A 24,517-nucleotide genomic window follows, 5' to 3' on the forward strand; every position below is an offset into this window, starting at 1 on the left:
ATTTATTTATGCGTTAGAGTGCCCAGAGACTATTTTTCCCAAGTATTTCCCATATCCGTTACTGGAATATTCTTCGCTCAGCCGTTCCAGATCATTCACAGTAATCCAACCGTTCTTGAACGCAATTTCTTCCGGAACGGCGATGCGGTGGCCCTGCCTTTTCTCGATCGCCTGCACGAAGGTCGCGGATTCTATGAGACTGTCGTGTGTCCCCATGTCGAACCAGGCAAATCCCCGCCCCAGCTGTTCAACATGCAGGTCTCCGCGCTCAAGATACCGGGCGTTCACATCCGTGATTTCAAGTTCACCGCGCGCACTCGGACGGATATCGGAAGCAATGGCGGCGACGTCCTTGTCATAGAAGTAAAGCCCTGTTACCGCCCAGGACGACCGGGGGGACTTTGGCTTCTCTTCGATTGAAACCGGCGCGCCTGACGGGTCGAACGAGATGACACCATATCGTTCCGGCTCCGCCACCTCGTATCCGAACAGGGTCGCTCCGGACTTGCGCGCTGAAGCTCTCGCAAGAATTTCCGTCAGACCATGTCCGTAATAAAGGTTGTCTCCCAGGATCAGCGCACATTCCTGTCCAGCAAGGAACTCCTCTCCAATCAGGAACGCCTGCGCGATGCCGGCCGGTTCAGGTTGAACTGCATAGCTGATATTGATGCCCCATCGCGCGCCGTCTTCCAGAAGGTTCTGAAAAGCCATGGCATCGCGTGGTGTTGTGATGATCAGGAGATCTCTTATCCCGGCAAGCATCAGAACACTCAACGGATAGTAGATCATCGGCTTGTCGTAGACAGGCAGCAATTGCTTGGAAATACACCTTGTTACCGGGAAGAGACGCGTTCCGCTTCCGCCCGCCAGCACGATGCCTTTCATTGTCCAACTCCAATTCCAATTGCTTGCCCGCAAGATATCAGGCGTTTAGATACAGGCGGTCAAGCATGTCGGACAGTGCCACTGGCCAGTCCCTGGCGGAAAGGCCATGGACACGTGACAATTTAGAGCAATCAAGCGCCGAGTTCGCCGGCCGATTTGCAAGCGTTGGAAATTCCGACGCCGCAATGCCAATCAGCTCCGGCTGTTTGCATAATCGTTCCCCGGCCAGTTCGAATATCTTGGATGCAAACCCATGCCAGCTCACCTGCCCCTGTCCGGCACAATGAAATGTTCCGTATCCACCCTTCGGAAAATTTCCCTTCAGGACCCGTACGGATAGCTGCAATGCGATTTCAGCCAGGTCGGCCGCATATGTCGGGCATCCTGTCTGGTCGGTGACCACCCGAATTACATCCTTCTCCTGTGCGAGCCTCAGCATCGTCCGAACAAAGTTCGCACCATGCACGCCGTACACCCAGGACGTGCGCAGGATCAGGTGACGTTCTGAGACTGTGCGGACGGCAGCCTCCCCGGCCTCCTTGCTTTCGCCATATACGCCTAACGGGCCGACTGTATCTTCTTCCACATAAGGCTGCGGCTTTGCCCCGTCGAACACGTAGTCCGTGGAGAAATGTATCAAGACGGCACCCCGCCGTTCGGCCACTTCCGCAAGATTGCGCGCTCCGTCGCGGTTGATCGCAAAGGCGGCCTGCCGGTCGGTCTCGGCACGGTCAACGGCAGTGTATGCAGCCGCATTGATGATCAGGTCGGGTGCCAAGTTCTGGACGACATCCGCCACAGCATTGCGATCGGTTATGTCGAGTGTCGATCTGTCGAGAGCCACGACATCAAGAGCCAGCGCCCGGGCTTGCCGAATGACTTCATAACCGAGTTGACCGTTCGCTCCCGTAAGCAGAACACGGGTCATGGAACACCGGCAGATGCACTTGAAACACCATTTGCACCCAGTCCCAGCCTGTCCCCTCTATATTGACCGCTACGGATTGCCTCCCACCAGCTGCAATTGGCAAGGTACCAGTCCAACGTCTGGCGCAATCCGCTTTCGAATGAATAACGGGGTCGCCAGTCGAGTTCGGCAGCGATCCGCGAAATGTCCATCGCATAGCGCGCATCGTGGCCGGGACGGTCTGTCACGAACTCGATCAATTCTCGCCGGGGTTTTCCTCCAGGCACCGCTTCATCCAACAGATCGCAGATCAAATGGACTACATCGATGTTTCGACGCTCTGCGTCACCGCCGATATTGTAAACTTGGCCCGGTGTGCCGCGCGTCAAGACCAGCCACAACGCATCCGCATGATCTTCGACATGTAGCCAGTCACGGATATTTGCTCCCGCGCCGTAGACCGGCAGAGGCTTTTCCTCCAGGCCGTTCAGGATCATCAACGGGATCAGTTTTTTCCGGAAACTGGTAAGGCCCGTAATTGTTGGAACAATTGGTGGTGACCACCGGCAATCCATACGTATGGTGCCAAGCCCTGACCAAGTGATCCGACGCCGCCTTTGATGCGGAATAAGGAGAATTCGGCGCGTATGCGGTCGTTTCCTTGAAGGCCCCTGTTGGACCGAGACTGCCATAGACTTCATCGGTGGACACATGATGAAAGCGAAAGGCTTCCTTTCGAGACACCGGCAAGCCTGACCAATACCCTCTCACCGCCTCCAGCAAGGTGTAGGTGCCCACGATATTTGTATCGATAAAGGCAGCCGGGCCATCAATAGACCGGTCGACGTGACTTTCAGCCGCCAGATGCATGACAGCGTCGGGTGCCTCTGTCTCCAGCAGACTGGCCATTGCCTCCCCGTCCCGGATATCTGCCTGCACGAACCGGTGGCGGCGATCTTCCATGACCGGAGCCAGGGACGCCAGGTTACCGGCATATGTCAGGGCATCCACGGTGACTACTTCTGCCAGGCCTTGCAACACCAGCTTTCGCACGACCGCCGAACCGATAAAGCCGGCGCCCCCCGTGACAAGAACTTTCATCGTTCTCTGGCCTCCGGGTACGTGAAACAGCTGGCAGCATCGGCAAATGGTGGGAGTTCCTGATCCTTTTGCGACAGGATGGCATCGGCTTCGGGTATTCGCCAATCAATGTCCAGATCGGGATCGTTCCACACGATGCCCCGGTCATGCTCCGGAGCATAATAATGCGAGACCTTGTAGAGAACCTCCGTGTGCGCCTCCAGGGTCACCAGCCCGTGGGCAAATCCGATCGGAACCAGGATCTGATCACCGTTTTCCGCGGAAATGACGGACGAGACGTGTTTGCCGTAAGTCGGAGACCCTTGCCGCAGATCCACAGCGATATCCAGTATCGCTCCGCGCACGACACGCACCAGCTTGTCCTGCGCGAACGGCGGCGTCTGGTAATGCAGACCGCGGACCGTTCCCTTTTCCGCAGAGTAGGCATGATTGTCCTGGACGAAATCGATGTCTATTCCGGCGTCGGAAAGAAGCGCTTTGTTGTAGGTTTCGGAGAAGAAACCACGGCTGTCACCATGCCTCTTCGGCCGGAGAATCTTGACCTCGGGAATGTCCAGTTCAATTACTTCGAGCATGAATCCGTTTCGGGTCTCGCGGTCACGTTTCGTGGCAAGCCCCGCTTCAAGGCAGGTCTTGCCGCGAATCTGTATAAGATTTTCAGGTTCCTTCAAGGGCGAAGGAACCACAATCCGACCTCGTTTCCCAAAACGGCTTCGTGTCCGTTTACTGGAGTACCCTCACCTTACAAGCGCCGCACGCGGCAGGTCCGAGAGGATTTCCGCGCCGTCTTTCCGCAAGATGACGATTTCCTCAAGACGCAGGCCGAATTGGCCGGGGAGATAGATGCCAGGTTCGATCGAGAACACCATGCCCTCGTCCAGTACGGTTTCGGAGGTCGCCGTCAAATATGGCGGTTCATGTATGTCTATTCCGAGGCCGTGGCCGGTCCGGTGTGTGAAAAAGTCACCATAGCCCGCATCTGCAATGACATCCCGAGCCGCCTTGTCGATTGATTTTGCCAAGACCCCAGGCTTTGCAGCGGCAAGCGCTGCTTCCACAGCCATGTTGACGATGGCGTGGACCTTCTCAAATTCCGCCGTAGGCGTTCCGAAGAAGCCAACACGGGTCATGTCGGACGGGTACCCCTCGAGACGGCCACCGGTGTCGATCAGCACGGCATCGCCGGCTTTCAGCTGTGTTTCGCCGGTGTGATGGTGCGGAAAGGCGCCGTTTCCACCGAAACAGACCGAGGTGAATACCGGGGTCGCGCCTGCCTGCTTGTAGACCTCCCGGATGACGGCAGCGATCTCAAGTTCCGTGATGCCGGGTGTCAGGGCGTCGAAGCCCGCGATGGCGGCAGTGTCGTTCAGAACGGCACTGGCTTTAAGACGGCGGTATTCGTCCTCTTCCTTTCGAGCACGCAGGAAGCCGACCGTGTCATCCGTAAACCGGCGAGAAGCGCCCGGGAGCGCGTCCAGCAACAGAAGCGCAAAATCGGCACGCATGGTTTCGTCGATGACGACACTTGGCGATTGCGGAAGTCCGGAGGCTTCCAGCAATGTGGCAAGCGCGGCGTCCGGTCCGTCGTCGTCACGCCAGGGGAAGAAGGGCAAGTGCGTCTTCTGGCGTGAGCTGTCGACATTGAGCGCCGGCATCAGAAAGCCCGCATGGCTCCTGGAAACCAGAAGCATCACCGGCCGTTCGTCGCCGTGGGGGTCGAGACCAGCCAGATACATCATGTGACTGGACGGACCGATGGCCACAAGGTCGGTCCCGGTCGCAGACATCCGCTCGCGCAAAGCGGCAAGGCGCTGATCGGAAAGGGAAGACATTTCAGGAAACTCCGGAGGGGTTGGTCAGTCAGTGTGCTGTGTCAGCAAATAAAAAAGCCGCCCCGGAAACCGGGACGGCCTGGATTCTGGCGTCAGTTTTTCGTTACCAGACGATAGTAGACGAAGTCGGACGTCGCACCGTTGACGTAACCTTCGACCTTCTGGTCCATGGCGACCTGATAGGCTGCCTGGAACATGATCACGATCGGCGACTTGGCCTGAACTTCCTTCTGCAGTTCGACATACATCCCGTTGCGTTTTTCCGCATCGCTCTCGGCCAGGGCAGCCTTGGTCATGTCGTTCATCTCGGCCGGAACAGCCCAGGCATTCCGCCACGTGGTGGTTGCCTGGTAGTTGTCGTCGGAATTGTCGCTGTTATAGGCAAAGGCCTTTGCATTGGAGTGCGGGTCCATGAAGTCCGGGCCCCAATAGAGCAACATCGCTTCATGGCTGCGCTCGCGGTACTTGGTGATGACCTGCGAACCGGTGCCCGGGATGATGTCGAAATTGATCCCGGCTTCGGCAAAGCTTGCCTGCAGCGACTGGGCCATGTCCGTGAACGGGGTGGAGTTGATCACGTCGAGGGTTACCGTGATCGGCGTCTCGATGCCGGCATCCGCCAGGATCTGCTTGGCCTTTTCCGGGTCGTAGGTGTAAGGCGTCTCGTCATAGGAGCCCGGGAAGCCCTTCGGCCAGAAAGTCTGATGGATTTCCATCTGGCCCTTCAGGAAGCTGTCGGTCATGCCCTTGTAATTGACGAGGTAACGCGCTGCGTCCCACACCGCTTCAGGCCGCAGCACGTCCTTCTTCTGGTTGAAGGACAGGAAGTGCACGGCTGCCTGCGGATAGGTTTCCACCTTGATGGTGTCGCCTTCCATGCCGGCGATCTGGTCCGGCGTCAGATTGCGGGCCATGTCGACATCGCCGGACTGCAGCAGCAGTTGCTGGGTTGCGGCTTCGGCAACGTGACGGATGATCACGCCTTCAACCTTCGGCGCGCCCTTGAAGTAGTCGGCATTGGACTTGTAACGCACCAGTTCGCCGGCGCGGTAGGTTTGCAGTTCGAACGGACCGGAACCGGCGGAATTGGCATTGAGCCACTTGTTGCCCATGTCGCCATCTTCCTCATGCTCCATCACCGTCTTTTCGTCGACGATGGAAGCCGGACGGGCAGCCAGGACGTTGAGGGCGAACGCCGGAGAGAAGTCACCCTCGTATTTGACAACGACCTTGTTGCCGTCGGCCGTGACCATGTCCTCGACATTTTCCGCCGTCCAGCCAAGCTGGGCAAGGATGAAGGCCGGAGTAAGGTTCAGCTTGATGACACGGGCAAAGGAGAACACCACGTCTTCTGCGCGGACCGGATTGCCGGAATGGAACGTTGCACCGTCGCGCAGGGTGAAGGTGATGGTCTTCGCATCAGCGTCAGCCTGCCATTCGGCAGCAAGGCCCGGTGCCAGAACTGTCGGGTCTTCGGCGTCATATTGCACAAGGCGGTCGTAGACATTGGTCACGAGTTCGCCTGAGGAAAACTCGTAAGCCTGGGCAGGATCGATCGCGACGATATCGTCGATGTTCTGCGCCACCACCAGAATGTTGTCCGGTGTCGCGGCACCGGCAGGCATTGCCATCGGCATTGCCAGGGCGGCCGCCAGAAGCGCGGTCCTTAAAAGCTTCATTTCTTCGTCTCCGTCTGTCAGGGGGTTAGGATTTGTTCTTGTTTTTGGTGCGGCTCGGCTTCACCGCGCTCTTGTCAGGCGACACCAGCTCGATGCGGCTGGTTTTCTCGTCGCCGGCGTTGAAAATCGTGAGGGTGCCGGTCCACAGAATCTTTGCCGGAGCATCGTTCGGATTCGACCAGGCATGCGGGGTGTTGCCCCGATAATGCAGGCTGTCGCCAGCTGTCATCACCATCGCCTCCCCGTCGAGGTACTGGGTGATGGACCCTTCCAGGATGTAGATCAGCTCCTCGCCCTCGTGGCTCACCGTTTCCGAGGCATATCCCGGCGGCACGGTGAGAATGAACGAGGAAAGCTGATTGCCTGGAAACTCGGTTGCCAGCCGCTCATAGCTTACGGCGGAACCGGAAATGGAGAAATTGGGCCGTGTGGCGGCACGGGTCAGTGCATCCTGGGCCCGTGGCTGGGCCACGAAGTAATCCAGCCCGACGCCGAGTGCCCGGGCAATTCCCGCCAGAGATCCGAGTGTCGGTGTCGCGTGATCACGCTCGACCTGACTGAGATACCCGACCGAGAGGTTCGAAGCATCGCTCAGCTGTTGCAGGGTGAACCCCAGCTGCCGGCGCCGCGCACGGATCAGCGCGCCAACCTTTGTATCGACATCGGAAGCGGCACGTGCTGTCGAACTGCTCAAAGATTTTTACTCCCATCAAAATTTTTTTGATGTAACCAGATTTTTTTGTATGCTCCAAGAACTTTTTTAGACAGCTTCGAAAAAAGCGCCTTACGAGCGCTTTCTGAAAGCTGTTTAAAAACAACAACCTGAAGACTCTAATTCAGAAAATGAGTCATATGAGTGTGGAGAACGGACTTGAAGAATCCGGTTGAACAGGGAACGGCGACAGGCCGCTACTGGCATGTCTTTTGAGCCTTCCGAGAGCGTAACCGACGCAAGAGAGGGCCTGTTGACGAGCCAACTGCTGGGCAGTGCGGCGGCGCTGTTGCGCTTCTGTCTTGTAACGGCCGGAACGTTCCTTGGCCTGCTTGCAATCACGTTTTTCATCGGCCGCGTGGTGCCGATCGATCCGGTTCTGGCAGTAGTCGGCGACAGGGCATCGAACGAAGTCTATGAAGCTGCCCGTCAGGCGATGGGACTGGACAGGCCGCTGGTCATCCAGTTTTTCTCCTACGTGGGCGACGTCTTCACCGGCAATCTCGGCATGTCGATTTCCACCGGTCGGCCGGTCGCTGAAGACCTGGGGCGGTTCTTCCCCGCCACCCTGGAAATGGCCACGATCGGCATCCTGATCGGTGTGCTGCTCGGCGTACCTATGGGCGTATTGGCCGCCACCCGCCAGGGAACCTGGATCGATCAGTTGATCCGCGTCCTCGGCCTTCTCGGCTATTCCGTCCCCGCGTTCTGGCTTGGGCTGGTTGGCCTTGCGGTCTTCTACGCCGGCCTCGGCTGGGTTGCCGGTCCGGGCCGTATCGACATCTTCTACGACGGCATTGTTGATCCCGTAACCGGGCTTTACCTGATCGACAGTGTTGTCGCAGGCGAATGGGACATCTTCTGGAACGCGCTCGATCACCTCATGCTGCCGGCATCGATCCTCGGTTTCTTCAGTCTTGCCTACATCGCCCGCATGACCCGGTCGTTCATGCTGGACCAGCTTGGGCACGAGTATGTGACGACCGCGCGGGTGAAAGGTGTGCCCGAGCGCCGTGTCATCTGGCGCCACGCGTTCTACCCGATCCGTATCCAGCTGATCACCGTGATCGGCCTGTCCTATGCCGCTCTTCTGGAAGGCTCCGTGATGATCGAGACCGTGTTCTCCTGGCCCGGTATCGGCAACTACCTGACCAGTGCCCTTCTCAATGCCGACATGAACGCCGTGCTGGGCGCGACGCTCGTCATCGGCGCCGTGTTCATCCTCATCAACAAGATTTCCGATGTGCTCTACCGCATTCTCGATCCGAGGGCCCGCAAATGATCGACTGGCTTCTCGACGATAGCCCCGCCTCGCGCCTGCAGGCCAATCTTGGCCGCGCCTGGCGTGTCTTTGCAGCACTCCTGCGCAATCCGCTTGCCGTGGTGGGCGGCTTCATCATCCTGGTCCTGATCGTGATGGCGATCTTCGCTCCGCTGATCGCCCCTTACTCTCCCATCGGCCAGGATCTCGCAAACCGCCTGATGCCGCCGTCCGCGGCCCACTGGATGGGCACCGACGAGCTTGGCCGGGACATCTACTCCCGCGTTGTCTACGGTGCGCGCATCACGCTGATGATCGTTACCATGGTGGCCGTCATCGCCGCTCCAATCGGCCTCATCGTCGGTGCGGTCTCCGGATATTTCGGCGGCTGGACCGATCGGGTGCTGATGGGCGTGACGGATATCTTCCTGTCCATGCCGAAGCTGATCCTCGCGCTTGCCTTTGTGGCAGCCCTCGGACCCGGCATCGAGAACGCCATCATCGCCATTGCGATCACCGCCTGGCCTGCCTATGCGCGTATCGCCCGTGCGGAAACGATTACCTTCCGCGATGCAGAGTTCATCGCGGCGGTGCGCCTGCAAGGTGCGTCTTCCGCCCGCGTTATCCTCCGTCACGTTCTGCCGCTTTGCGCTTCTTCCACGATCATTCGCGTGACGCTGGATATGGCCGGCATCATCCTGACGGCCGCCGGTCTCGGCTTTCTCGGCCTCGGCGCCCAGCCGCCTCTGCCGGAATGGGGGGCGATGATCTCGCGCGGACGGAATTTCATTCTCGACCAGTGGTGGGTTGCCACCATGCCGGGCTTTGCCATCATCCTGGTGAGCCTCGGTTTCTGTTTCCTCGGTGACGGCTTGCGCGACGTGCTCGATCCCAAGCAGGGAGACAAGCAATGAGCGCCCCGCTTCTCGAGGTTGACGGCCTCACCGTCACCTTCCCGACGGCCCGTGGCCCGGTGGATGTCGTCAAGGGCATTTCGTTCACGCTTGGGCGGGAACGGCTCGGAATTGTCGGCGAATCCGGTTCCGGCAAATCCATGACCGGCAGGTCGATCCTGCGCCTGATCCGGAAGCCCGGCAAGGTCACCGCCCGGCGCATGACCTTCGACGGCATAGACCTCCTCAGCCGAAGTGAACGCCAGATGCGCGATCTGCGTGGCGCCCGCATTTCCATGGTCATGCAGGATCCCAAATTCTCGCTCAACCCGGTGATGACCGTAGGCGAGCAGATTGCCGAAGCCCTTGTCACCCACAAGAAGCTGCCACGCCGGGAACTGAAGGAACGGGTGCTCGCCATGCTGGAAGCTGTGCGCATCAACGATCCGTCACGGGTTGCGGGTCTTTATCCGCACGAGGTTTCCGGCGGCATGGGCCAGCGCATCATGATCGCCATGATGCTGATCCCGGAACCTGATCTCCTGATTGCGGACGAACCAACCTCCGCGCTTGATGTTTCCGTGCAGGCACAGGTCCTGGACATTATCGACGATCTGGTCACCGGCGAGGGCATGGGTCTGATCCTGATCAGTCATGACCTCAACCTTGTGTCCCGCTATTGCGACCGCATCCTGGTGATGAATAGCGGCGAGATCGTCGAGCAGTGCAAGGCGAGCGATCTGCACAACGCGCAGCATCCCTACACCCGTGGCCTGATTGCCGCGATGCCGCGCATGAATGAAGACCGTGATGAGCTGCCCGTTCTCGACCGCAGTACCTGGACCACAGGAGCCGGAACATGACCGACGCCGCCATCCATCTTGAAAACCTCACCATCAGCTATGGCGACACGGCTGTCGTTCACGACGTCACCTTCGATGTTGCTGAAGGGGAAAGTTTTGCGCTCGTCGGGGAATCCGGCTCAGGCAAATCGACAATCCTGAAGGCAATTTCCGGACTGGCGCCGGACTGGACCGGCACCATTGCCGTTGAAGGAAAACCTCGCGGACATTCACCGGACAGGACCTTTGCCGAAACCTGCCAGATGGTGTTTCAGGACCCTTACGGCTCGCTTCATCCACGCAAGACCATCGATACCTGCCTTGCAGAGCCCCTCGCCATTCATGGTATTGGCGGTCGGGACGGCCGCGTGAAAGACATGCTTGCCGCCGTCGGTCTGGACCAGCGCTTCCGCTTCCGCTTTCCGCATCAGCTTTCCGGTGGTCAGCGCCAGAGGGTCGCGATCGCCCGTGCGTTGATGCTGGAACCGCGCGTTCTACTACTGGACGAGCCGACATCCGCACTGGACGTTTCGGTACAGGCGGAAATCCTGAACCTTCTGAAAAAGCTGCGGCGGGAACAGGGCCTGACCTATCTTATGGTCACGCATAACCTTCCGGTTGTCTCGTTCCTGTGCGACCGCCTGGCTGTCATGCGCTATGGCCGCGTGGTGGAAATTGCCGGTGTCGACGCTCTCAAGTCGGGTCAGCTCTCAGATCCATATTCCCGCGAACTCTATGCCGCCAGCGGCGGCATCTTGCACCCTGCCTAACGTCAACCAGAATTGCTCGAGATTTCGATACATGACCGATTTCACCGGCCCTTTGGCCACGTTTGACCATGCCCTTTCCACCGCGATCACACCGGATGCGCCTTTTGATGCTCTTCTGAAGCTGACGCAGGAAACCATTGGCGTGAAGCTGTTCACCTTCATGACAGCCGACATGAAAACCGAGCTGGCGCAGCGCTCCTACACTTCGCATCCGGAAGATTACCCGGTCTCCGGAACCAAACCGATCACTTATGACCGCTGGTTTGAAACCGTACACAAGGACCGGAAAAGCTTTGTCGCAAACACGCTTGCCGATATTGCGACCGTCTTTCCCGATTACGAGCTGATAGGCCGGCTCGGCTGCGGCTCGGTCATCAACCTGCCCGTTGTTCTCGGCGATACGCTGGTAGGCACCGTCAACATGCTTGATGAGGAGCATCACTATACGCCGGAACGCGTTGCCCAGGCGAAGGCGTGGCTTTCGGTGCCGGCCAAGGCTGCCTATCTGGCAAGCCAGTCGCTGTCGACCGCCTCCTAGGACGAATAGTACACGCAGTCTCTCGTAACCCCGCCGCTCTGGCGGGGTTTGTTTTTGCATGACCTGTCAGTCCTCTCTGACGGTATCGACAGAAGGAGCTACATCGATCGTTTCCGTGGCGAGATCCAGAAGCCAGGCAATGCGTGTCTGGTATCTGACGACCACCTTGTAATCCTCTCCCAGAACTTCACGGGCGGCCTCTCTGAACGGATGTTCCTTCATGGCGACCGGCAGAAAATCGTCGAGTGAGCCGATCTTGTATTGCGCGTCCGATGGCAGATCGAGAAGTACCCAGATTTCCGCAATCCTGGTGCGGGCGTGAACGTCAACCCTTATGATCTCGACAGGCGTGTCCCCCGCCCACTCCTTGGTGCGCTGTGCCAGAATGGCTTCTGTCCCGGTTTCGATGTAGCGCAGGTAAGTTGCCGCCAGAAGCTGGACCAGAACGACCGACAGGAAGGCAAGCGTGACCGTCATGCCGAGCGTGAACTTGACGCCCCGATGTGCTTTGCGGAAGAGCCGCTCCCGTGGGCCCAGGATGATGTAGACCAGGCTTGCAGAGAAGATGATCGCCCCGAAATTGGTGGCAAAGAGCAATGTGGCCTCATAGGCCGCCTCCTGTTCTCCGAAGTACAACAGGATCCCTGCTGCCGCGAGCGGCGGAACCAGGGACACGCCTATCGCCGCTCCAGGCAAAAGGCTGATTTCCGATTTCCTGATCTGCACATAGGCACCGGCAATGCCCGCGGCGAGCGCAACGACCATGTCTTCCGCCCCGGGATTGCTCCGGCTGAGGACTTCATCCGGCAGCAGCAGCGTTGAAGGCGCATCCGCTATCCAGACAATCAACCACGAGATCACGATGCTGCAGCCGGCGGCGACCCAGACAGTCAGCATCAGGACGAGCGCTCTTCCAACCCATCCCATGACGATCGATGAGGCGATGCCAAGGATGGGGGTCATAAGCGGGGCCACCAGCATGGCCGCGATCACGACAGCACCGGAATTTCGTAACAGGCCCATCGTCGCGATGATCACGGCAAGCGACAGCAGCAAAGCGAATTTGCGCCAATAGGCCGCCTTGTTGGCGCCCTCGAACCTCAGAATTTCCTTGGTGGTGGAGAACTGACTGATGGACATGATACAGCTGCTCCGGACATTATATCATCCGAGTATGCTTCACGTAGCGTCATTCGTCATCTTAATTGCAACGACTTGGTTCACAATCTTCGATAGGCACGAGACCAAATTCCAGGGAAACATTTCTTCCGCCAGAAATGGCGCAATCCAGTCAACAGCTTACCGTCAGGCTGCAGCCTTTTTCGCGCGCTCGATCTTGCCGATGAACTCGGAAAGCCAGGCGATTTCCTTCAGGTAGACTTCCATGGAGAGCGAGGCAAGTTCCATGAGGAGGGCTTGCGGATTGGGGTTGTCCAAGCCCGTCTCCCGCAAGAAGGTCTGGTACTCGTCACTGAAAGCCTTTGGCACACGCATTTCGGCCTCACGCACTCACGGTTCTGCTGGTCTGTGCAAGCAGGCCTTCCAGCCCGCGTTTAGGAATTGTTAAGATTTCCGAACCTCTGCCGATATCGTCAGAAATGTCATTTCCTCACAATCCCCAAGAGCTGAAGGCCTGGCTTGGGATAACTCGCCCAAACACGTCAAAAATGGCCCATAGCTCCCGCTTTTCGCTTGCACTTGGCCAGCCAAATCTTCGACCCTGCCAAGAATCACAATTCTACCCCATCCAACCCGACCTCAAGAGCCCTTCATGAGCCCGTCCACAGACCTTTCCTTCGCGCCTTTGTCCGATGCCTTTGCACGAGACCCCTACCCGTTCTACGCCGCACTGCGTGACCGCAAGGGTCTGACTTACTTCGAGGATTTCGATATCTGGCTGGCAGCGACGTTCGATGACGTTTCGGAAATCGTGCAGAACGGCAAGATGGTGCGCTCCATGGACCACATCGCGAGCGCGGAAGAAATCGCGGACATGAAACGTGCCCAGAACTGGCACGACATGCCGCATCATTCCCGGTTCGTGCAGTTCTCTCTGCTGGACAGCGACGGGGACGTTCATGACCGGCTGCGCAAGCAGGTGTTCAGACTGTTCACGCCGGTGATGGTCGGCAAGCTGCGCGATGACATACAGGCCTATGTCGACCGCCTTTTCGACAGTCTGTCAGACCGCACCGAAATCGACTTTATCGAAGATCTGGCCGCCCATGTTCCAGGTCACATCATCGGCCGCGTTCTCGGCGTTCCCGATGAAGACTGCCCGCAGCTGCGCATCTGGTCGGAAAACATTGTTCAGTACTTCGACATCGACCGGACGGATGAGCGCAAGGAACTGGCCGAACGCAACACGACCGAATTCTATCTCTATCTGCAAACGCTGAAGGCAGAGCGCGAACGCGCACCACAGGACGACCTTCTGTCGCTCATGATCGAAGCTGAACGGGCCGGCCAGATGAACGAGGACGAATTCATTTCGACCGCCATGCTGATCCTGATGGCCGGTCACGGTTCAACCATCGACGTTCTCGGCAGCGGCATGCATGCGCTGCTGAAGTTTCCGAAAGAGCTGCAGCGCCTGCGCGAAGATCCCACGCTGATGAAAACGGCCGTGCAGGAAATGTTTCGCTATGAATCACCCTTGCCGTTCTTCCACCGCTATTCCACCGAAAACATGACGGTATGCGGCGACGCGTATCCGCGCGGGACGAAGTTCGGCGTCCTCTATGGAGCAGCCAACCGCGACCCGGCCCAATTTCCCGACGCTGACCGCTTCGATGTTGGCAGAACGCCGAATTGGCACATTGCCTTTGGCCGGGGCGCACATTTCTGCCTCGGCAACCATCTTGCACGTCTGGATATGGACATCATCTTTTCAACACTGCTGAAAAGGTTCAGCACGATTGAGCTGATTGATGACAACGTCACCTACAAGCGTGGCCTGTCCGTGAGAGGCCCGGAAGCACTCAGACTTGCCTGGCAACCTGCCTAGTTGCAGCTATTGCACTTGCTCCCGGCATGCGTGCCGCTAATTATTGCCCTTCTTGCCACGAAAGCCATTGGATACCTCATGCACCTCAAACAAGTTGTTCTTTGCCTGACCGGGCTGTGTGCCGTCTTGCCTGCACAAGCAGGCACTGTCGAGCTTGGGCCCCGCCCCGCCTACCTTGTGTCCCAGATGGCTGACGGCCCGCTGAAGGAGACCTTGGAAGCCTGCATCGGCAAGCCGGCAAAACGCACCCTGTTTTCCATCAGCCATCGTGGGGCCCCATTGCAGTTTCCAGAACACACGGAGGAAGGCTACCGGGCTGCGGCACTCATGGGAGCGGGCATCCTGGAATGCGACGTCACTTTTACCAAGGACAAGGAACTGGTGTGCCGGCATTCCCAGAACGATCTGCACACGACCACGAACATTCTGACGACCGATCTCGCCGACAAATGCACCACGGGCTTCACTCCGGCCTCGGGTGAGACGCCGGCCGCGGCCGAATGCCGGACGAGTGATCTGACCCTGGCTGAGTTCTCGTCTTTGCAGGGCAAGATGGACAGTGCAGACAAAGCGGCAACAACGCCTGAAGCTTACCAGAATGGAACCGCGCCCTGGCGCACGGATCTCTACGCGGGCACGGGAACGCTGCTGACACACGACGCCTCGATCCGCCTTTTCAAGGACCTCGGCGTGAAATTCACTCCGGAGTTGAAAGCCCCTGAAGTCGAGATGCCATTTGATGGCTTTACCCAGGCCGACTACGCCCAGAAACTGATTGACGAATACAAGGCGGCAGGCATCCCGGCAGAAGACGTCTACCCGCAATCCTTCAACCTTGATGACGTTCTCTACTGGATCGAAAACGAACCGGACTTCGGAAAGCAGGCAGTCTTCCTTGAAAGCCGCCGCGATGTTGATCCCATGGATCCGGAAACCTTCTCCCCTTCCATGACCGAACTGAAGGACATGGGCGTCAACTACCTCGCACCGCCGCTGTTTGTCCTTCTTGCGCAGGAAGACGGCAAGATCGTTCCCTCGGCTTATGCGATTGCAGCAAAGGAAGCCGGTATCGAGCTGATTGCCTGGACGCTTGAAAGGTCGGGACCGCTGTCGTCCGGCGGCGGCTGGTACTATCAGACCGTCAACGATGCCATCGACGGCGACGGCAAGCTTTATGAGGTTGTGGATGTTCTGGCGCGCCAGGTTGGCGTCAAGGGCATCTTTTCGGACTGGCCGGCAACCACGAGCTTTTATGCGTCCTGTCTCGGACTGGAGTGACGTGCAGGAACCGGTTTTGGCAACCAAGGTGAGAGGCGATAAGGCCTTTTTCACCAAAGTTGCCTAACCTCCCGCATCATTCCGCAAATCAGGTGTGGTCTTACCGTTGAAAACGCATCCGCTTCCAAGCGTCGATTCCCAGATCCTCTACAAGCGCTATCAGCCGCTTGACGGAGACGCGATCATGGCTGTCATTGTAGCCGTCGCGGAAAAGGTGGGCGTTCCGCGCAGCGCCTGCCAGCTGTTGAACACATCAGACGACGTCAACAAGCGGTTTCTGTGCGGCAAGTTCCATGTCCTTGTCACACAGACAGGCCTCTTCGAACACACGCCGCTGATAGATGCTGCGCTTGAAACGATCTATGCCCGGACCGCTTTTCCGGAAGCGGCCGACCTTTTGAACGAGATTGCGGCCTGCACGCAGATTTCGGTCAGAAAAAGCCTCATCCCCACGGATTCGCTGCCAGAGAACCTGAAGACACTTTCCGGAGTGGAAAGTCTGGCTTTCTGCGAGGCTGCAGAAACCTTGCAAGCCATGGAGATCGCAAGGTTGATCACGGCGATCATCGTGGAAAGATCCCGGCCGGACGCCGTCTTTTGGGCTCCAAGCAGCTTCCTGCTGAAGCCGGATGCCTTCTCGGCGCTGGCTCGCGCCTCAAACCACGACGACCTGTACCTCTTGCCCAATCCTTACGGACAACAGGATCCCGAAACCGGCGAGCAATTGATCGGCATGATGGGGATCGGCTCCCAGTGGCTAACCGGGTACAGGGTGGAGGTTCTGCCCTGCAGGTTGCCGCCAGAGTACCTTGCCGAGATCCTCGTCGCGTTTTCAAAGTTCACGAACAAGAGTAGTCGCCTGATCGATGATGGAGACGTTTTTGGCCGTGAGGAAAACGAAAAGATCCAGGTGATCTACCATGAGGAAGACGATGACGGGTTGGGTACGATTGAACTCAAGGTCGTCCACAATCCCAAATTCGGTATCCTCCGTGAAGATGTGCCGACAAAATACGTTCGCTACGATGAAGACCTGAATGAAACCGGGAGTTATTCGGACGGGAGCGAGGACACAGAACTGGATCCGCACGACCCCGTGGACGCGGCCATCCTGGAACGTTTACAGGAACTGAAGGAAGAGGCTCCCTCTCAAGCGCCTCCAGACGTTCGGAGCGAAGAGGCATTCGAGCAGGAGATGTCGGCACTGGACCGGCCTGATCAGTCAGCTATACCAGCTTACCCTGAAACTGCTTCCGCCGTTTCACCATCAACTGCATCGCAAGTTCATCAGACGATCGCCACTGCAGCCGGGCAGCTGGATGACACCCGCATTGCTGGAAAGACTTCTCCCTCATCAAAAAGGATGTCGGTTGCCGAATTGCGAGACTTCGTCAAGCAGGCTCAGGTTTCGAACGAAACTTCGGAAAAGGCCGGCAAAAAACCTGGCTTCCTGGCGAAACTTTTCAAACGCAAGGCAGACCAGTAAGGCCAGGTATGAGGGTCAGCGTGCCTGATCCAGCGTTCGCTTGCATTCCAGCAACTCAAAGAGGGTTGCCTGCAGGCGGCGGATATCCTCCTTCGTCACAGACGAATGGGACCCTGTGCCCTGAGCCGGTTTCTCACCGCGCAGGCGACCAAGAATACTGAAATGCCCATGACCCTGGGCTGGTGCCGGTTCCGGTGCATTGTCCGCCAGAACGCCGCTTGGCAACGGGCCGTTATGGATTTCATGCTGGCCATTTTGGGAAATCATCGCAGGGGCAGGCGCAGGCTCCGCCGGTGCCGGTTCTGCAGTGGCAACGGCCTGCAGGGCCGACATGTCTTCATGCCGGATCTGCATGACGAAGCGTGGCCCCTGCTCTTTCAGGATCCGCTGTACACCCTTGATCGTGTAGCCTTCACCGTAGAGCAGATGACGGATGCCCTTCAGAAGCTCGACATCGTCCGGCCGGTAGTACCGGCGACCTCCCCCACGCTTCAGCGGCTTGATCTGCGAGAAGCGTGTTTCCCAGAACCGCAGCACGTGCTGCGGCAGGTCAAGATCTTCTGCGACTTCGCTGATAGTACGAAAGGCGTCGGGGCTTTTTTCCTGCGAGCTCATCCGGTCTTATAATTTTCTGGCTATTTGCTGGCCTGTCCTGTCAGCGCATCATTGATCCGCTGTTTCAATACGTTAGACGGTTTGAACACCATCACCCGGCGCGGTGAAATAGGTACTTCCTCGCCGGTCTTCGGATTGCGGCCGATGCGCTCCCCCTTGGAGCGGACCACGAAAGACCCGAAGCTTGATAATTTTACTGATTCTCCGGTCACAAGACAGTCGGAAATTTCAGAAAGTACGCGTTCGACCAATTCAGAAGACTCGGTCCGGGACAGACCAACTTTCTGATAAACGGCCTCACACAGATCAGCGCGGGTAATAGTCCGATTGCCCATAACCCCTCCTCAACGACGCCATCATCTGGCTGATTTTGCACAAGAACTCCGATGCAAGGCCATACGGTACGGCCTTGCGGCGAGCCGGTCAACCGGAACTCTTGGTGGAAATCAGATTTGTCGTAGGAAGTTAGACAGGACTTACCAGCGCAGCAGAACGGAGCCCCAGGTGAATCCGCCGCCCATTGCTTCCAGCATCACGAGATCGTTCTTTTTGACACGTCCGTCCCTGACGGCCGTATCCAGCGCAAGCGGAATGGACGCGGCAGAGGTGTTGCCGTGATGCTGGACCGTGGTCACGACCTTCTCAGGTGCGATACCGAGTTTCTTGGCGCTGGCATCGATGATGCGCTTGTTGGCCTGATGCGGAATGAACCAGTCGAGATCTTCCGATGTGGTGCCCGTTGCCTTGTAGGCATCTTCAATCACGTCGGTGATCATGCCGACCGCATGCTTGTAGACTTCACGGCCTTCCATCCGGAGATGCCCAACGGTCCCGGTCGAGGACGGTCCACCGTCGACGAAGAGCTTTTCCTTGTGTCGGCCGTCGGAGCGAAGGTGCGATGTAAGGACACCCCGGTCGGCCGTCGTGCCTTCGCCTTCCGCTGCTTCCACCACGACAGCACCAGCGCCGTCGCCGAAGAGAACGCAGGTCGTCCGGTCGGTCCAGTCCAGAATGCGTGAGAACGTCTCTGCACCGATAACCAGGCAACGCTTCGCCAAGCCTGCCCGAATATAGGCATCGGCCGTCGTCAGGGCATAGACAAAGCCCGAGCAAACGGCGTGCACATCGAATGCGGCACCGTGATAGATGCCCAGGTTGGCCTGGACGGTGACAGCCGTTGCCGGAAAGGTGTTGTCCGGTGTGGCGGTTGCCAGAATGATTGTGTCGATCTCCTGAGCATCCCGGCCGGCGCTTTGCAGCGCCCGCTTGGCAGCTTCCAGAGCAAGATCCGAGGTCATCTGGCCTTCGGCAGCAACATGGCGCTGCTGGATGCCGGTGCGCTGAACGATCCATTCGTCAGACGTGTCGACCATCTTGGAGAGATCGTCGTTGGTCAGGATTTTTTCCGGCAGGAAACTTCCGCAGCCGGTTACGGTCGAACGGATTACGCTCACAAATCACCTTCCGATGTCGGCGCGGCTTCAGCGAAGCGGCCACGATGATAATGCACAAGATCCTGGGCGATCTTGTGTGTCAGTTCGTTTTTGACCATGTCGTAGGCAAGGTCGACCGCCGAGGCATAACCCTCGGCATCCGTCCCGCCGTGACTTTTGATCACAATGCCATTCAGTCCCAGGAACACGCCGCCGTTGACCTTGCGCGGATCCATTTTCTCGCGCAGCAGATCAAAGGCGCCTTTGGCGAAGAGATAGCCGATTTTGGACATAAAGGTCCGATTCATGGCCGAACGCAAGTAACTGCCGATCTGCTTGGCTGTGCCTTCCGCGGTTTTGAGCGCGATGTTACCGGCAAAGCCTTCGGTCACGACGACATCGACAGTGCCTTTTCCAAGGTCGTCACCCTCGACGAAACCGGCGTAATGCAGCGAGCGCAGCGGCGTTTCGCGCAGAAGCCGGCCGGCGGTGCGAACCTCTTCCAGTCCCTTGACCTCTTCCACGCCGATGTTCAGCAGGCCGACGCTCGGCTTCTGGACACCGAACAGGGCCCGCGCCATCGCGCCACCGAGAATGGCGAAATCGATAAGCTGCTGTGCGTCGGCGCCAATCGTTGCACCGACATCAAGCACCACGGACTCGCCGCGCATGGTCGGCCAGATGGCCGCGATCGCCGGACGTTCGATATTGGCCATTGTCCGCAGGCAGAACTTGGACATGGCCATGAGCGCGCCCGTGTTGCCGGCAGAGACCGCAACGGATGCATCGCCTGTCTTTACCGCCTCGATGGACCGCCACATGGACGAGCGCCAGCGCCCCTGACGCAGGGCCTGACTGGGCTTGGTGTCCATCGCAATGGAGACATCGCAATGATGGAACGTCGAAGCATCGCGAACCCTTGGATACTTTTCCAGGAGCGGCAGCACGACCTTTTCATTGCCGAACAGCAGGAAACGGATGTCAGGATGGCGGACAAGCGCAATTTCTGCCCCGGGAATGACGACGTCAGCCCCATGATCGCCGCCCATGGCATCCAGAGAAATCGGAATAGTTTTCGCCATCTAGAAGGTCTTTTGACGTTTCGCTACCAAGAACAGCACCGAGTGGTGCTTCCAGACAAAGTCCTGCAGGTCCGGCAAGGGCCTAGAACGGGCGCGAACATAACGGTTTTGGCAAGACTGACAACCGTTTTCCTGATCGCGGAGAGTTCTGACGTTGAAAACCTGCATGAAGACCCAGTCCAAATCGTTCCGGCACCTGTGAATACAATGGATATCAGTTATCCGGCTGTTCCTTGAGTGCCTTCAAGGCGGCGAAGGGGGACGGTTTGGCCTCGGGCTCTTCATCGACGCTGTCGTCGTCGCCATCGCCACCCTCGAACTCCACTCCCGGCTTGCGGGGGAACGGGTCGAGCGTAAGTGCAAGTTCCTCGCAGATCACGGCACCAAGGTCGAGAACGCCGTCCAGAATGACATCGGGCGGGTCGAGCGTTTCCAGGTCGATTTCAATCTCGCCGTCCTCATTGAGATCGCTGACCTTGCGCGGCCGGCTGGACTGGGGCTCGAAGGTGCGATCGACATCGATCTTCAGCTGGCTTTCGAAAGGTTCCAGCGACACCACACAGGTCTGTTCCAGCGTTGCCGTCAGCGGGCCGACGACACGCAGTCCCGCCTTGCGATACGGTTTCAGAAGAAAATCCGCCTTGAGGTCACGAATACCATCGAGCTCATAGGTCTTTGCTATGGCCTTGAGCGCGGCTTCGTCCGGACTGACAGTGACGCGTTCGTCCTTGTCGACAACGCGGGCGGCGTTGACCTTGTACGAATAGGGGAAAGTTTCTTTTGTCATTTTTGTTTTTACCTTGGCACCTTTGTCGCGGCCTCTTGCACCGCCGGCTTGGCTCTCAGACCGGCAATGCCTTGAATTTTTCAGGGTCGGACCAGACGATGCTCCCGTTCATCAGTGCTTCCACCGTCTGCCCCTCGAGGCTTTCGGCAGCTTCCAGCATATAGTACGCCAAACGCTTCTGTGCGACCGGCTCCGGTGCATCCGGATAGATGTTGCGGCCGAGCGCTTCTGCCAGCTCCTCAACGTTTTTTGATTCAATCGCCGGAATATAGGCATCGGCACGACCATAAAAGGCTTCGCCCATGACTTTCACCTTCTTGGGCACGCGCGTGTCGCTGACACCCATTTCACGCAGCGATGCATCCATGTCCAGAAAGAACAGGTCAAAGACGTTCTGCGTAAACTCCGAGACCGACTTCCCTTCCCCGCGCATTCGGCGGAAATACAGCACTGCATGGGCCACGATCATGTCAAAACGGCCGTCGACACTATCGGGCACTTGAAAGTCGGTGTAAAAGACTGGCTGCCGTGCTTGAGCCACGATTTCACAATAGACCTTGTGCTCGGCATCGCGGGTCCGACGGCGGAACAGGCCAAACAGCATGGCATCTCCTTTTAAGTCAGGTGTTGCCTTGTGCCCTATCCCACGATAGTGACTTTGCCAAGCAACGAAATTCAAGAGCAGCCAGACCGGTCTGGCGAAACGGGAATTCTTAGATGAACTTCAAGGCAAGCGCCCTGATCCTTCCGCTTCTGGTCACCTTACCGCTCGGCGGCTGTTTTACCTCCACCTATACGCACGGGCACGTGATCACCAGCGACATGCTGAACCAGGTTCAGGTCGGCTCCAGCCGCGAACAGGTTGAGCTGGTCCTGGGAACCCCGTCGACTACGTCCAGCCTCAACGGCGATGCCTACTATTACATTTCGCAGAAAACCGCCACGACCGCCTTCATGGCTCCGGATATCGTCGAGCAGCGCGTCGTCGCGGTTTACTTCGACAAGGACGGCTACGTCCAGGACCTCGGCAACTACTCGCTTGAAGACGGCAAAATCGTCGACATCGTCACCCGCAAGACCCGTACGGGCGGTGCCGACTATGGCTTCCTGACGCAGATCCTGCGCGGTGCGACCAACCCGAGCCTTGGTCTCTGAGGCGAAAGTCTCAACCCTATGCAAAAAGCCCCGGCCATCGGCCGGGGCTTTCTTTTTCCGGGGCGTCAGTGCGCCAGGATCGCCAACAGCAGCAAGGCTACGATGTTGGTGATCTTGATCATCGGGTTCACGGCCGGACCGGCGGTATCCTTGTAGGGATCCCCAACCGTATCGCCTGTCACCGAGGCCTTGTGCGCCTCGCTTCCCTTCTGGTGGGTCACACCGTCCTTGTCGGTGAAGCCGTCCTCGAAGGACTTCTTGGCGTTATCCCAGGCACCGCCACCGGCGGTCATGGAAATGGCCACGAAGAGCCCTGTCACGATCACACCCAGCAGCATCGCACCAAGCGCCGCGAAGGCGTCGGCTGGTGTTGCCACGGCCTTGACCAGGAAGAACACCACGATGGGCGACAGCACCGGCAGCAGCGAGGGGATGATCATCTCCCGGATCGCCGCCTTTGTAAGCATGTCCACCGCACGGCCGTAATCCGGCCGTTCCGTGCCCTGCATGATGCCCGGCTTTTCCTTGAACTGGCGGCGGACTTCCTCCACCACCGCTCCGGCAGCCCTGCCGACGGCGGTCATTGAAATGCCGCCGAAGAGATAGGGCAACAGACCGCCGAACAGGAGACCTGCTACCACATAGGGGTTGGACAATGTGAACAGGGTGCCGACGTCGATGCCGTAGAAGATCGACCCTTCCGCAGCATTGCTGGAGAAGAACTTCAGATCTTCCGTATAGGCGGCAAAGAGAACCAGCGCACCTAGCCCAGCAGACCCGATAGCATAGCCCTTGGTGACCGCTTTGGTGGTGTTCCCCACCGCATCGAGGGCGTCCGTCGTGGTACGCACTTCCGCCGGAAGATCCGCCATTTCGGCGATCCCCCCGGCGTTATCGGTCACCGGACCAAAGGCGTCGAGCGCTACCACCATGCCTGCGAGCGCCAGCATGGTCGTTACGGCAATCGCAATCCCGAAGAGGCCCGCGAAAGCGTAGGTGACCAGAATGCCCGCGATGATGATCAGCGCCGGCAGGGCCGTTGCTTCCAGTGACACGGCCAGACCCTGGATCACATTGGTGCCATGACCGGTCACGGACGCCTGGGCGATGGATCGCACCGGACGATACTCCGTGCCGGTGTAATATTCGGTCACCCAGATGATCAGCCCGGTCACCACGAGACCTACGAGACCACAGACGAACAGATCGAACCCGGTAAAGGTCGTGCCGCCCGATGTCGTGAACTCGGTGCCGGCACCGATCCAGCCGAAGATGATGATCGCGAGGGCTACCGCGGACAGAACTGCCGTGGCAATGAAGCCCTTGTAGAGCGCCCCCATGATCGAGTTGTTGCTGCCGAGCTTGACGAAGAACGTGCCGATGATGGACGTCACCACGCAGCTAGCTCCGATCAGCAACGGCAGGTGCATCAGGTCGATGGCCTGGCTGCTCGTGAAGAAGATCGAGGCCAGAACCATCGTGGCGACGACCGTCACCGCGTAGGTTTCGAACAAATCGGCCGCCATGCCCGCACAGTCGCCGACATTGTCGCCGACATTGTCGGCGATAGTCGCCGGGTTGCGTGGATCATCTTCCGGAATCCCGGCTTCAACCTTGCCGACCAGGTCACCGCCAACGTCAGCCCCCTTGGTGAAGATACCGCCACCGAGACGGGCGAAGATCGATATGAGGGAGGCACCGAAGCCGAGTGCGACCAGCGCGTCGATCACTGTACGGTCCGTCGGGTCGTACCCCATCATTCCGGTGAGGATGGCGAAATAGACTGCCACGCCAAGCAACGCGAGCCCGGCAACCAAAAGGCCGGTGACGGCACCGGCCTTGAACGCGATTTCCAGCCCTGCCCCGAGGCTTTGGCTGGCCGCCTGGGCGGTGCGCACATTGGCCCGGACGGAAACCATCATGCCGATGTAACCGGCAGCTCCCGAGAGGACGGCGCCGATGGCAAATCCGATTGCCGCGGTGCCGGAAAGCAATAGCCAGGCGAGCACGAAAACAACGGCCCCCACAATGGCAATAGTCGTATATTGACGATTGAGATAAGCGCTAGCCCCTTCCTGGATCGCCTCGGCGATCTCCTGCATGCGCGCGTTCCCTGCATCCGCTGCCATAACGGACTGGATGGCCCACGCCCCATAGGCAATGGACAAGAGGCCACAAATGATGACGACAAGCTCGATCATACTTCCTCCCAAAGCTGCGGCGGACTGATTTTCTTGTCGTTTTTTGCCGCCTG

The 24,517-nt window shown here is 58.4% G+C and carries 24 protein-coding genes and 1 pseudogene; 9 read left to right on the forward strand and 16 right to left on the reverse strand.

Annotated elements, in window-relative coordinates:
- Nucleotides 1–6: 6 nt before the first annotated feature.
- From rfbA to ACP90_RS17885, 7 genes and pseudogenes are all read right to left on the reverse strand, one after another.
- Complete coding sequence (gene rfbA / locus ACP90_RS17855; RefSeq protein WP_062489124.1) at nt 7–885, reverse strand: glucose-1-phosphate thymidylyltransferase RfbA; 879 nt, start codon at nt 883–885, stop codon at nt 7–9.
- 37 nt (nt 886–922) lie between these two features.
- A complete protein-coding gene (rfbD, locus tag ACP90_RS17860) occupies nt 923–1,813 on the reverse strand; it encodes a dTDP-4-dehydrorhamnose reductase (RefSeq protein ID WP_062489125.1) in 891 nt (296 codons plus the stop codon).
- Nucleotides 1,810–2,893, reverse strand: a pseudogene (rfbB, locus tag ACP90_RS17865) (dTDP-glucose 4,6-dehydratase). Before rfbB ends, rfbD begins: the two are co-directional and overlap by 4 nt.
- Nucleotides 2,890–3,468 (reverse strand): dTDP-4-dehydrorhamnose 3,5-epimerase, encoded by a 579-nt coding sequence (gene rfbC / locus ACP90_RS17870; protein WP_062491739.1) that lies wholly within the window; start codon nt 3,466–3,468, stop codon nt 2,890–2,892. The pseudogene rfbB and the gene rfbC overlap by 4 nt, the downstream one beginning before the upstream one ends.
- A 162-nt stretch (nt 3,469–3,630) precedes the next feature.
- Nucleotides 3,631–4,725 (reverse strand): M24 family metallopeptidase, encoded by a 1,095-nt coding sequence (locus tag ACP90_RS17875; RefSeq protein ID WP_062489126.1) that lies wholly within the window; start codon nt 4,723–4,725, stop codon nt 3,631–3,633.
- 92 nt (nt 4,726–4,817) lie between these two features.
- The gene (locus tag ACP90_RS17880; protein ID WP_062489127.1) at nt 4,818–6,404 is read right to left on the reverse strand and encodes an ABC transporter substrate-binding protein; all 1,587 of its coding nucleotides are present in this window, start codon (nt 6,402–6,404) and stop codon (nt 4,818–4,820) included.
- Between the two features lie 25 nt (nt 6,405–6,429).
- A complete protein-coding gene (locus ACP90_RS17885) occupies nt 6,430–7,098 on the reverse strand; it encodes a cupin domain-containing protein (protein ID WP_062489128.1) in 669 nt (222 codons plus the stop codon).
- 223 nt (nt 7,099–7,321) lie between these two features.
- Here ACP90_RS17885 and ACP90_RS17890 point away from each other — a divergent pair, with 223 nt between their 5' ends.
- From ACP90_RS17890 to ACP90_RS17910, 5 genes are read left to right on the forward strand one after another with little or no spacing between them, the layout of a single operon-like run.
- Nucleotides 7,322–8,398 (forward strand): ABC transporter permease, encoded by a 1,077-nt coding sequence (locus tag ACP90_RS17890; RefSeq protein WP_062489129.1) that lies wholly within the window; start codon nt 7,322–7,324, stop codon nt 8,396–8,398.
- A complete protein-coding gene (locus ACP90_RS17895) occupies nt 8,395–9,291 on the forward strand; it encodes an ABC transporter permease (RefSeq protein WP_023003829.1) in 897 nt (298 codons plus the stop codon). Before ACP90_RS17890 ends, ACP90_RS17895 begins: the two co-directional genes overlap by 4 nt.
- On the forward strand, nt 9,288–10,133 hold the full coding sequence (locus ACP90_RS17900; protein WP_062489130.1) for an ABC transporter ATP-binding protein: 846 nt from the start codon (nt 9,288–9,290) through the stop codon (nt 10,131–10,133). The genes ACP90_RS17895 and ACP90_RS17900 overlap by 4 nt, the downstream gene beginning before the upstream one ends.
- Nucleotides 10,130–10,882: an ABC transporter ATP-binding protein gene (locus tag ACP90_RS17905; RefSeq protein WP_023003827.1), complete on the forward strand. Its 753-nt coding sequence runs from the start codon at nt 10,130–10,132 to the stop codon at nt 10,880–10,882. Before ACP90_RS17900 ends, ACP90_RS17905 begins: the two co-directional genes overlap by 4 nt.
- Before the next feature lie 31 nt (nt 10,883–10,913).
- Entirely contained in the window at nt 10,914–11,420 is a 507-nt protein-coding gene (locus tag ACP90_RS17910; RefSeq protein ID WP_062489131.1) for a GAF domain-containing protein, read from the forward strand.
- Between the two features lie 66 nt (nt 11,421–11,486).
- Here ACP90_RS17910 and ACP90_RS17915 read toward each other — a convergent pair whose 3' ends face one another.
- Together ACP90_RS17915 and ACP90_RS17920 are read right to left on the reverse strand one after the other, a co-directional pair.
- Nucleotides 11,487–12,560 (reverse strand): DUF389 domain-containing protein, encoded by a 1,074-nt coding sequence (locus ACP90_RS17915; protein ID WP_023003825.1) that lies wholly within the window; start codon nt 12,558–12,560, stop codon nt 11,487–11,489.
- A gap of 165 nt (nt 12,561–12,725) precedes the next feature.
- The gene (locus tag ACP90_RS17920) at nt 12,726–12,929 is read right to left on the reverse strand and encodes a hypothetical protein (protein ID WP_023003824.1); all 204 of its coding nucleotides are present in this window, start codon (nt 12,927–12,929) and stop codon (nt 12,726–12,728) included.
- A 262-nt stretch (nt 12,930–13,191) separates the two neighbouring features.
- Between ACP90_RS17920 and ACP90_RS17925 the strand changes: the two genes are divergently transcribed.
- From ACP90_RS17925 to ACP90_RS17935, 3 genes are all read left to right on the forward strand, one after another.
- Nucleotides 13,192–14,427 carry a cytochrome P450 gene (locus tag ACP90_RS17925; RefSeq protein WP_062489132.1) on the forward strand — a complete coding sequence of 412 codons (1,236 nt, stop codon included), beginning with the start codon at nt 13,192–13,194 and terminating at the stop codon, nt 14,425–14,427.
- Nucleotides 14,428–14,505: 78 nt separating this feature from the next.
- On the forward strand, nt 14,506–15,705 hold the full coding sequence (locus ACP90_RS17930) for a glycerophosphodiester phosphodiesterase family protein (protein WP_062489133.1): 1,200 nt from the start codon (nt 14,506–14,508) through the stop codon (nt 15,703–15,705).
- Between the two features lie 106 nt (nt 15,706–15,811).
- The gene (locus ACP90_RS17935; RefSeq protein WP_062489134.1) at nt 15,812–17,191 is read left to right on the forward strand and encodes a hypothetical protein; all 1,380 of its coding nucleotides are present in this window, start codon (nt 15,812–15,814) and stop codon (nt 17,189–17,191) included.
- A 15-nt stretch (nt 17,192–17,206) separates the two neighbouring features.
- On the opposite strand, the gene ACP90_RS17940 is transcribed toward ACP90_RS17935, so the two are convergent.
- The 6 genes from ACP90_RS17940 to ACP90_RS17960 all read right to left on the reverse strand — a co-directional run bounded on the left by ACP90_RS17940 (nt 17,207) and on the right by ACP90_RS17960 (nt 21,787).
- Complete coding sequence (locus tag ACP90_RS17940; protein ID WP_062489135.1) at nt 17,207–17,806, reverse strand: MerR family transcriptional regulator; 600 nt, start codon at nt 17,804–17,806, stop codon at nt 17,207–17,209.
- Between the two features lie 20 nt (nt 17,807–17,826).
- Complete coding sequence (locus tag ACP90_RS28035) at nt 17,827–18,141, reverse strand: integration host factor subunit alpha (RefSeq protein WP_023003819.1); 315 nt, start codon at nt 18,139–18,141, stop codon at nt 17,827–17,829.
- Between the two features lie 141 nt (nt 18,142–18,282).
- Nucleotides 18,283–19,260 carry a beta-ketoacyl-ACP synthase III gene (locus tag ACP90_RS17945; RefSeq protein WP_062489136.1) on the reverse strand — a complete coding sequence of 326 codons (978 nt, stop codon included), beginning with the start codon at nt 19,258–19,260 and terminating at the stop codon, nt 18,283–18,285.
- Nucleotides 19,257–20,321 carry a phosphate acyltransferase PlsX gene (gene plsX / locus ACP90_RS17950; protein WP_062489137.1) on the reverse strand — a complete coding sequence of 355 codons (1,065 nt, stop codon included), beginning with the start codon at nt 20,319–20,321 and terminating at the stop codon, nt 19,257–19,259. The genes ACP90_RS17945 and plsX overlap by 4 nt, the downstream gene beginning before the upstream one ends.
- A gap of 214 nt (nt 20,322–20,535) precedes the next feature.
- Nucleotides 20,536–21,108, reverse strand: coding sequence for a DUF177 domain-containing protein (locus ACP90_RS17955; RefSeq protein WP_055653457.1), 573 nt, complete (start codon nt 21,106–21,108; stop codon nt 20,536–20,538).
- A 55-nt stretch (nt 21,109–21,163) separates the two neighbouring features.
- The gene (locus ACP90_RS17960; RefSeq protein WP_208993360.1) at nt 21,164–21,787 is read right to left on the reverse strand and encodes a ubiquinol-cytochrome C chaperone family protein; all 624 of its coding nucleotides are present in this window, start codon (nt 21,785–21,787) and stop codon (nt 21,164–21,166) included.
- A gap of 38 nt (nt 21,788–21,825) precedes the next feature.
- On the opposite strand from ACP90_RS17960, the gene bamE reads away from it, so the two are divergent.
- The gene (gene bamE / locus ACP90_RS17965; RefSeq protein ID WP_006931570.1) at nt 21,826–22,263 is read left to right on the forward strand and encodes an outer membrane protein assembly factor BamE; all 438 of its coding nucleotides are present in this window, start codon (nt 21,826–21,828) and stop codon (nt 22,261–22,263) included.
- 65 nt (nt 22,264–22,328) lie between these two features.
- Here the strand turns inward: bamE and ACP90_RS17970 are convergent, their stop codons facing one another.
- Nucleotides 22,329–24,464, reverse strand: coding sequence for a sodium-translocating pyrophosphatase (locus tag ACP90_RS17970; protein WP_023003813.1), 2,136 nt, complete (start codon nt 24,462–24,464; stop codon nt 22,329–22,331).
- Between the last annotated feature and the right edge of the window lie 53 nt (nt 24,465–24,517).

The organism is Labrenzia sp. CP4, from assembly GCF_001579905.1.
Taxonomy (GTDB): domain Bacteria; phylum Pseudomonadota; class Alphaproteobacteria; order Rhizobiales; family Stappiaceae; genus Roseibium; species Roseibium algicola.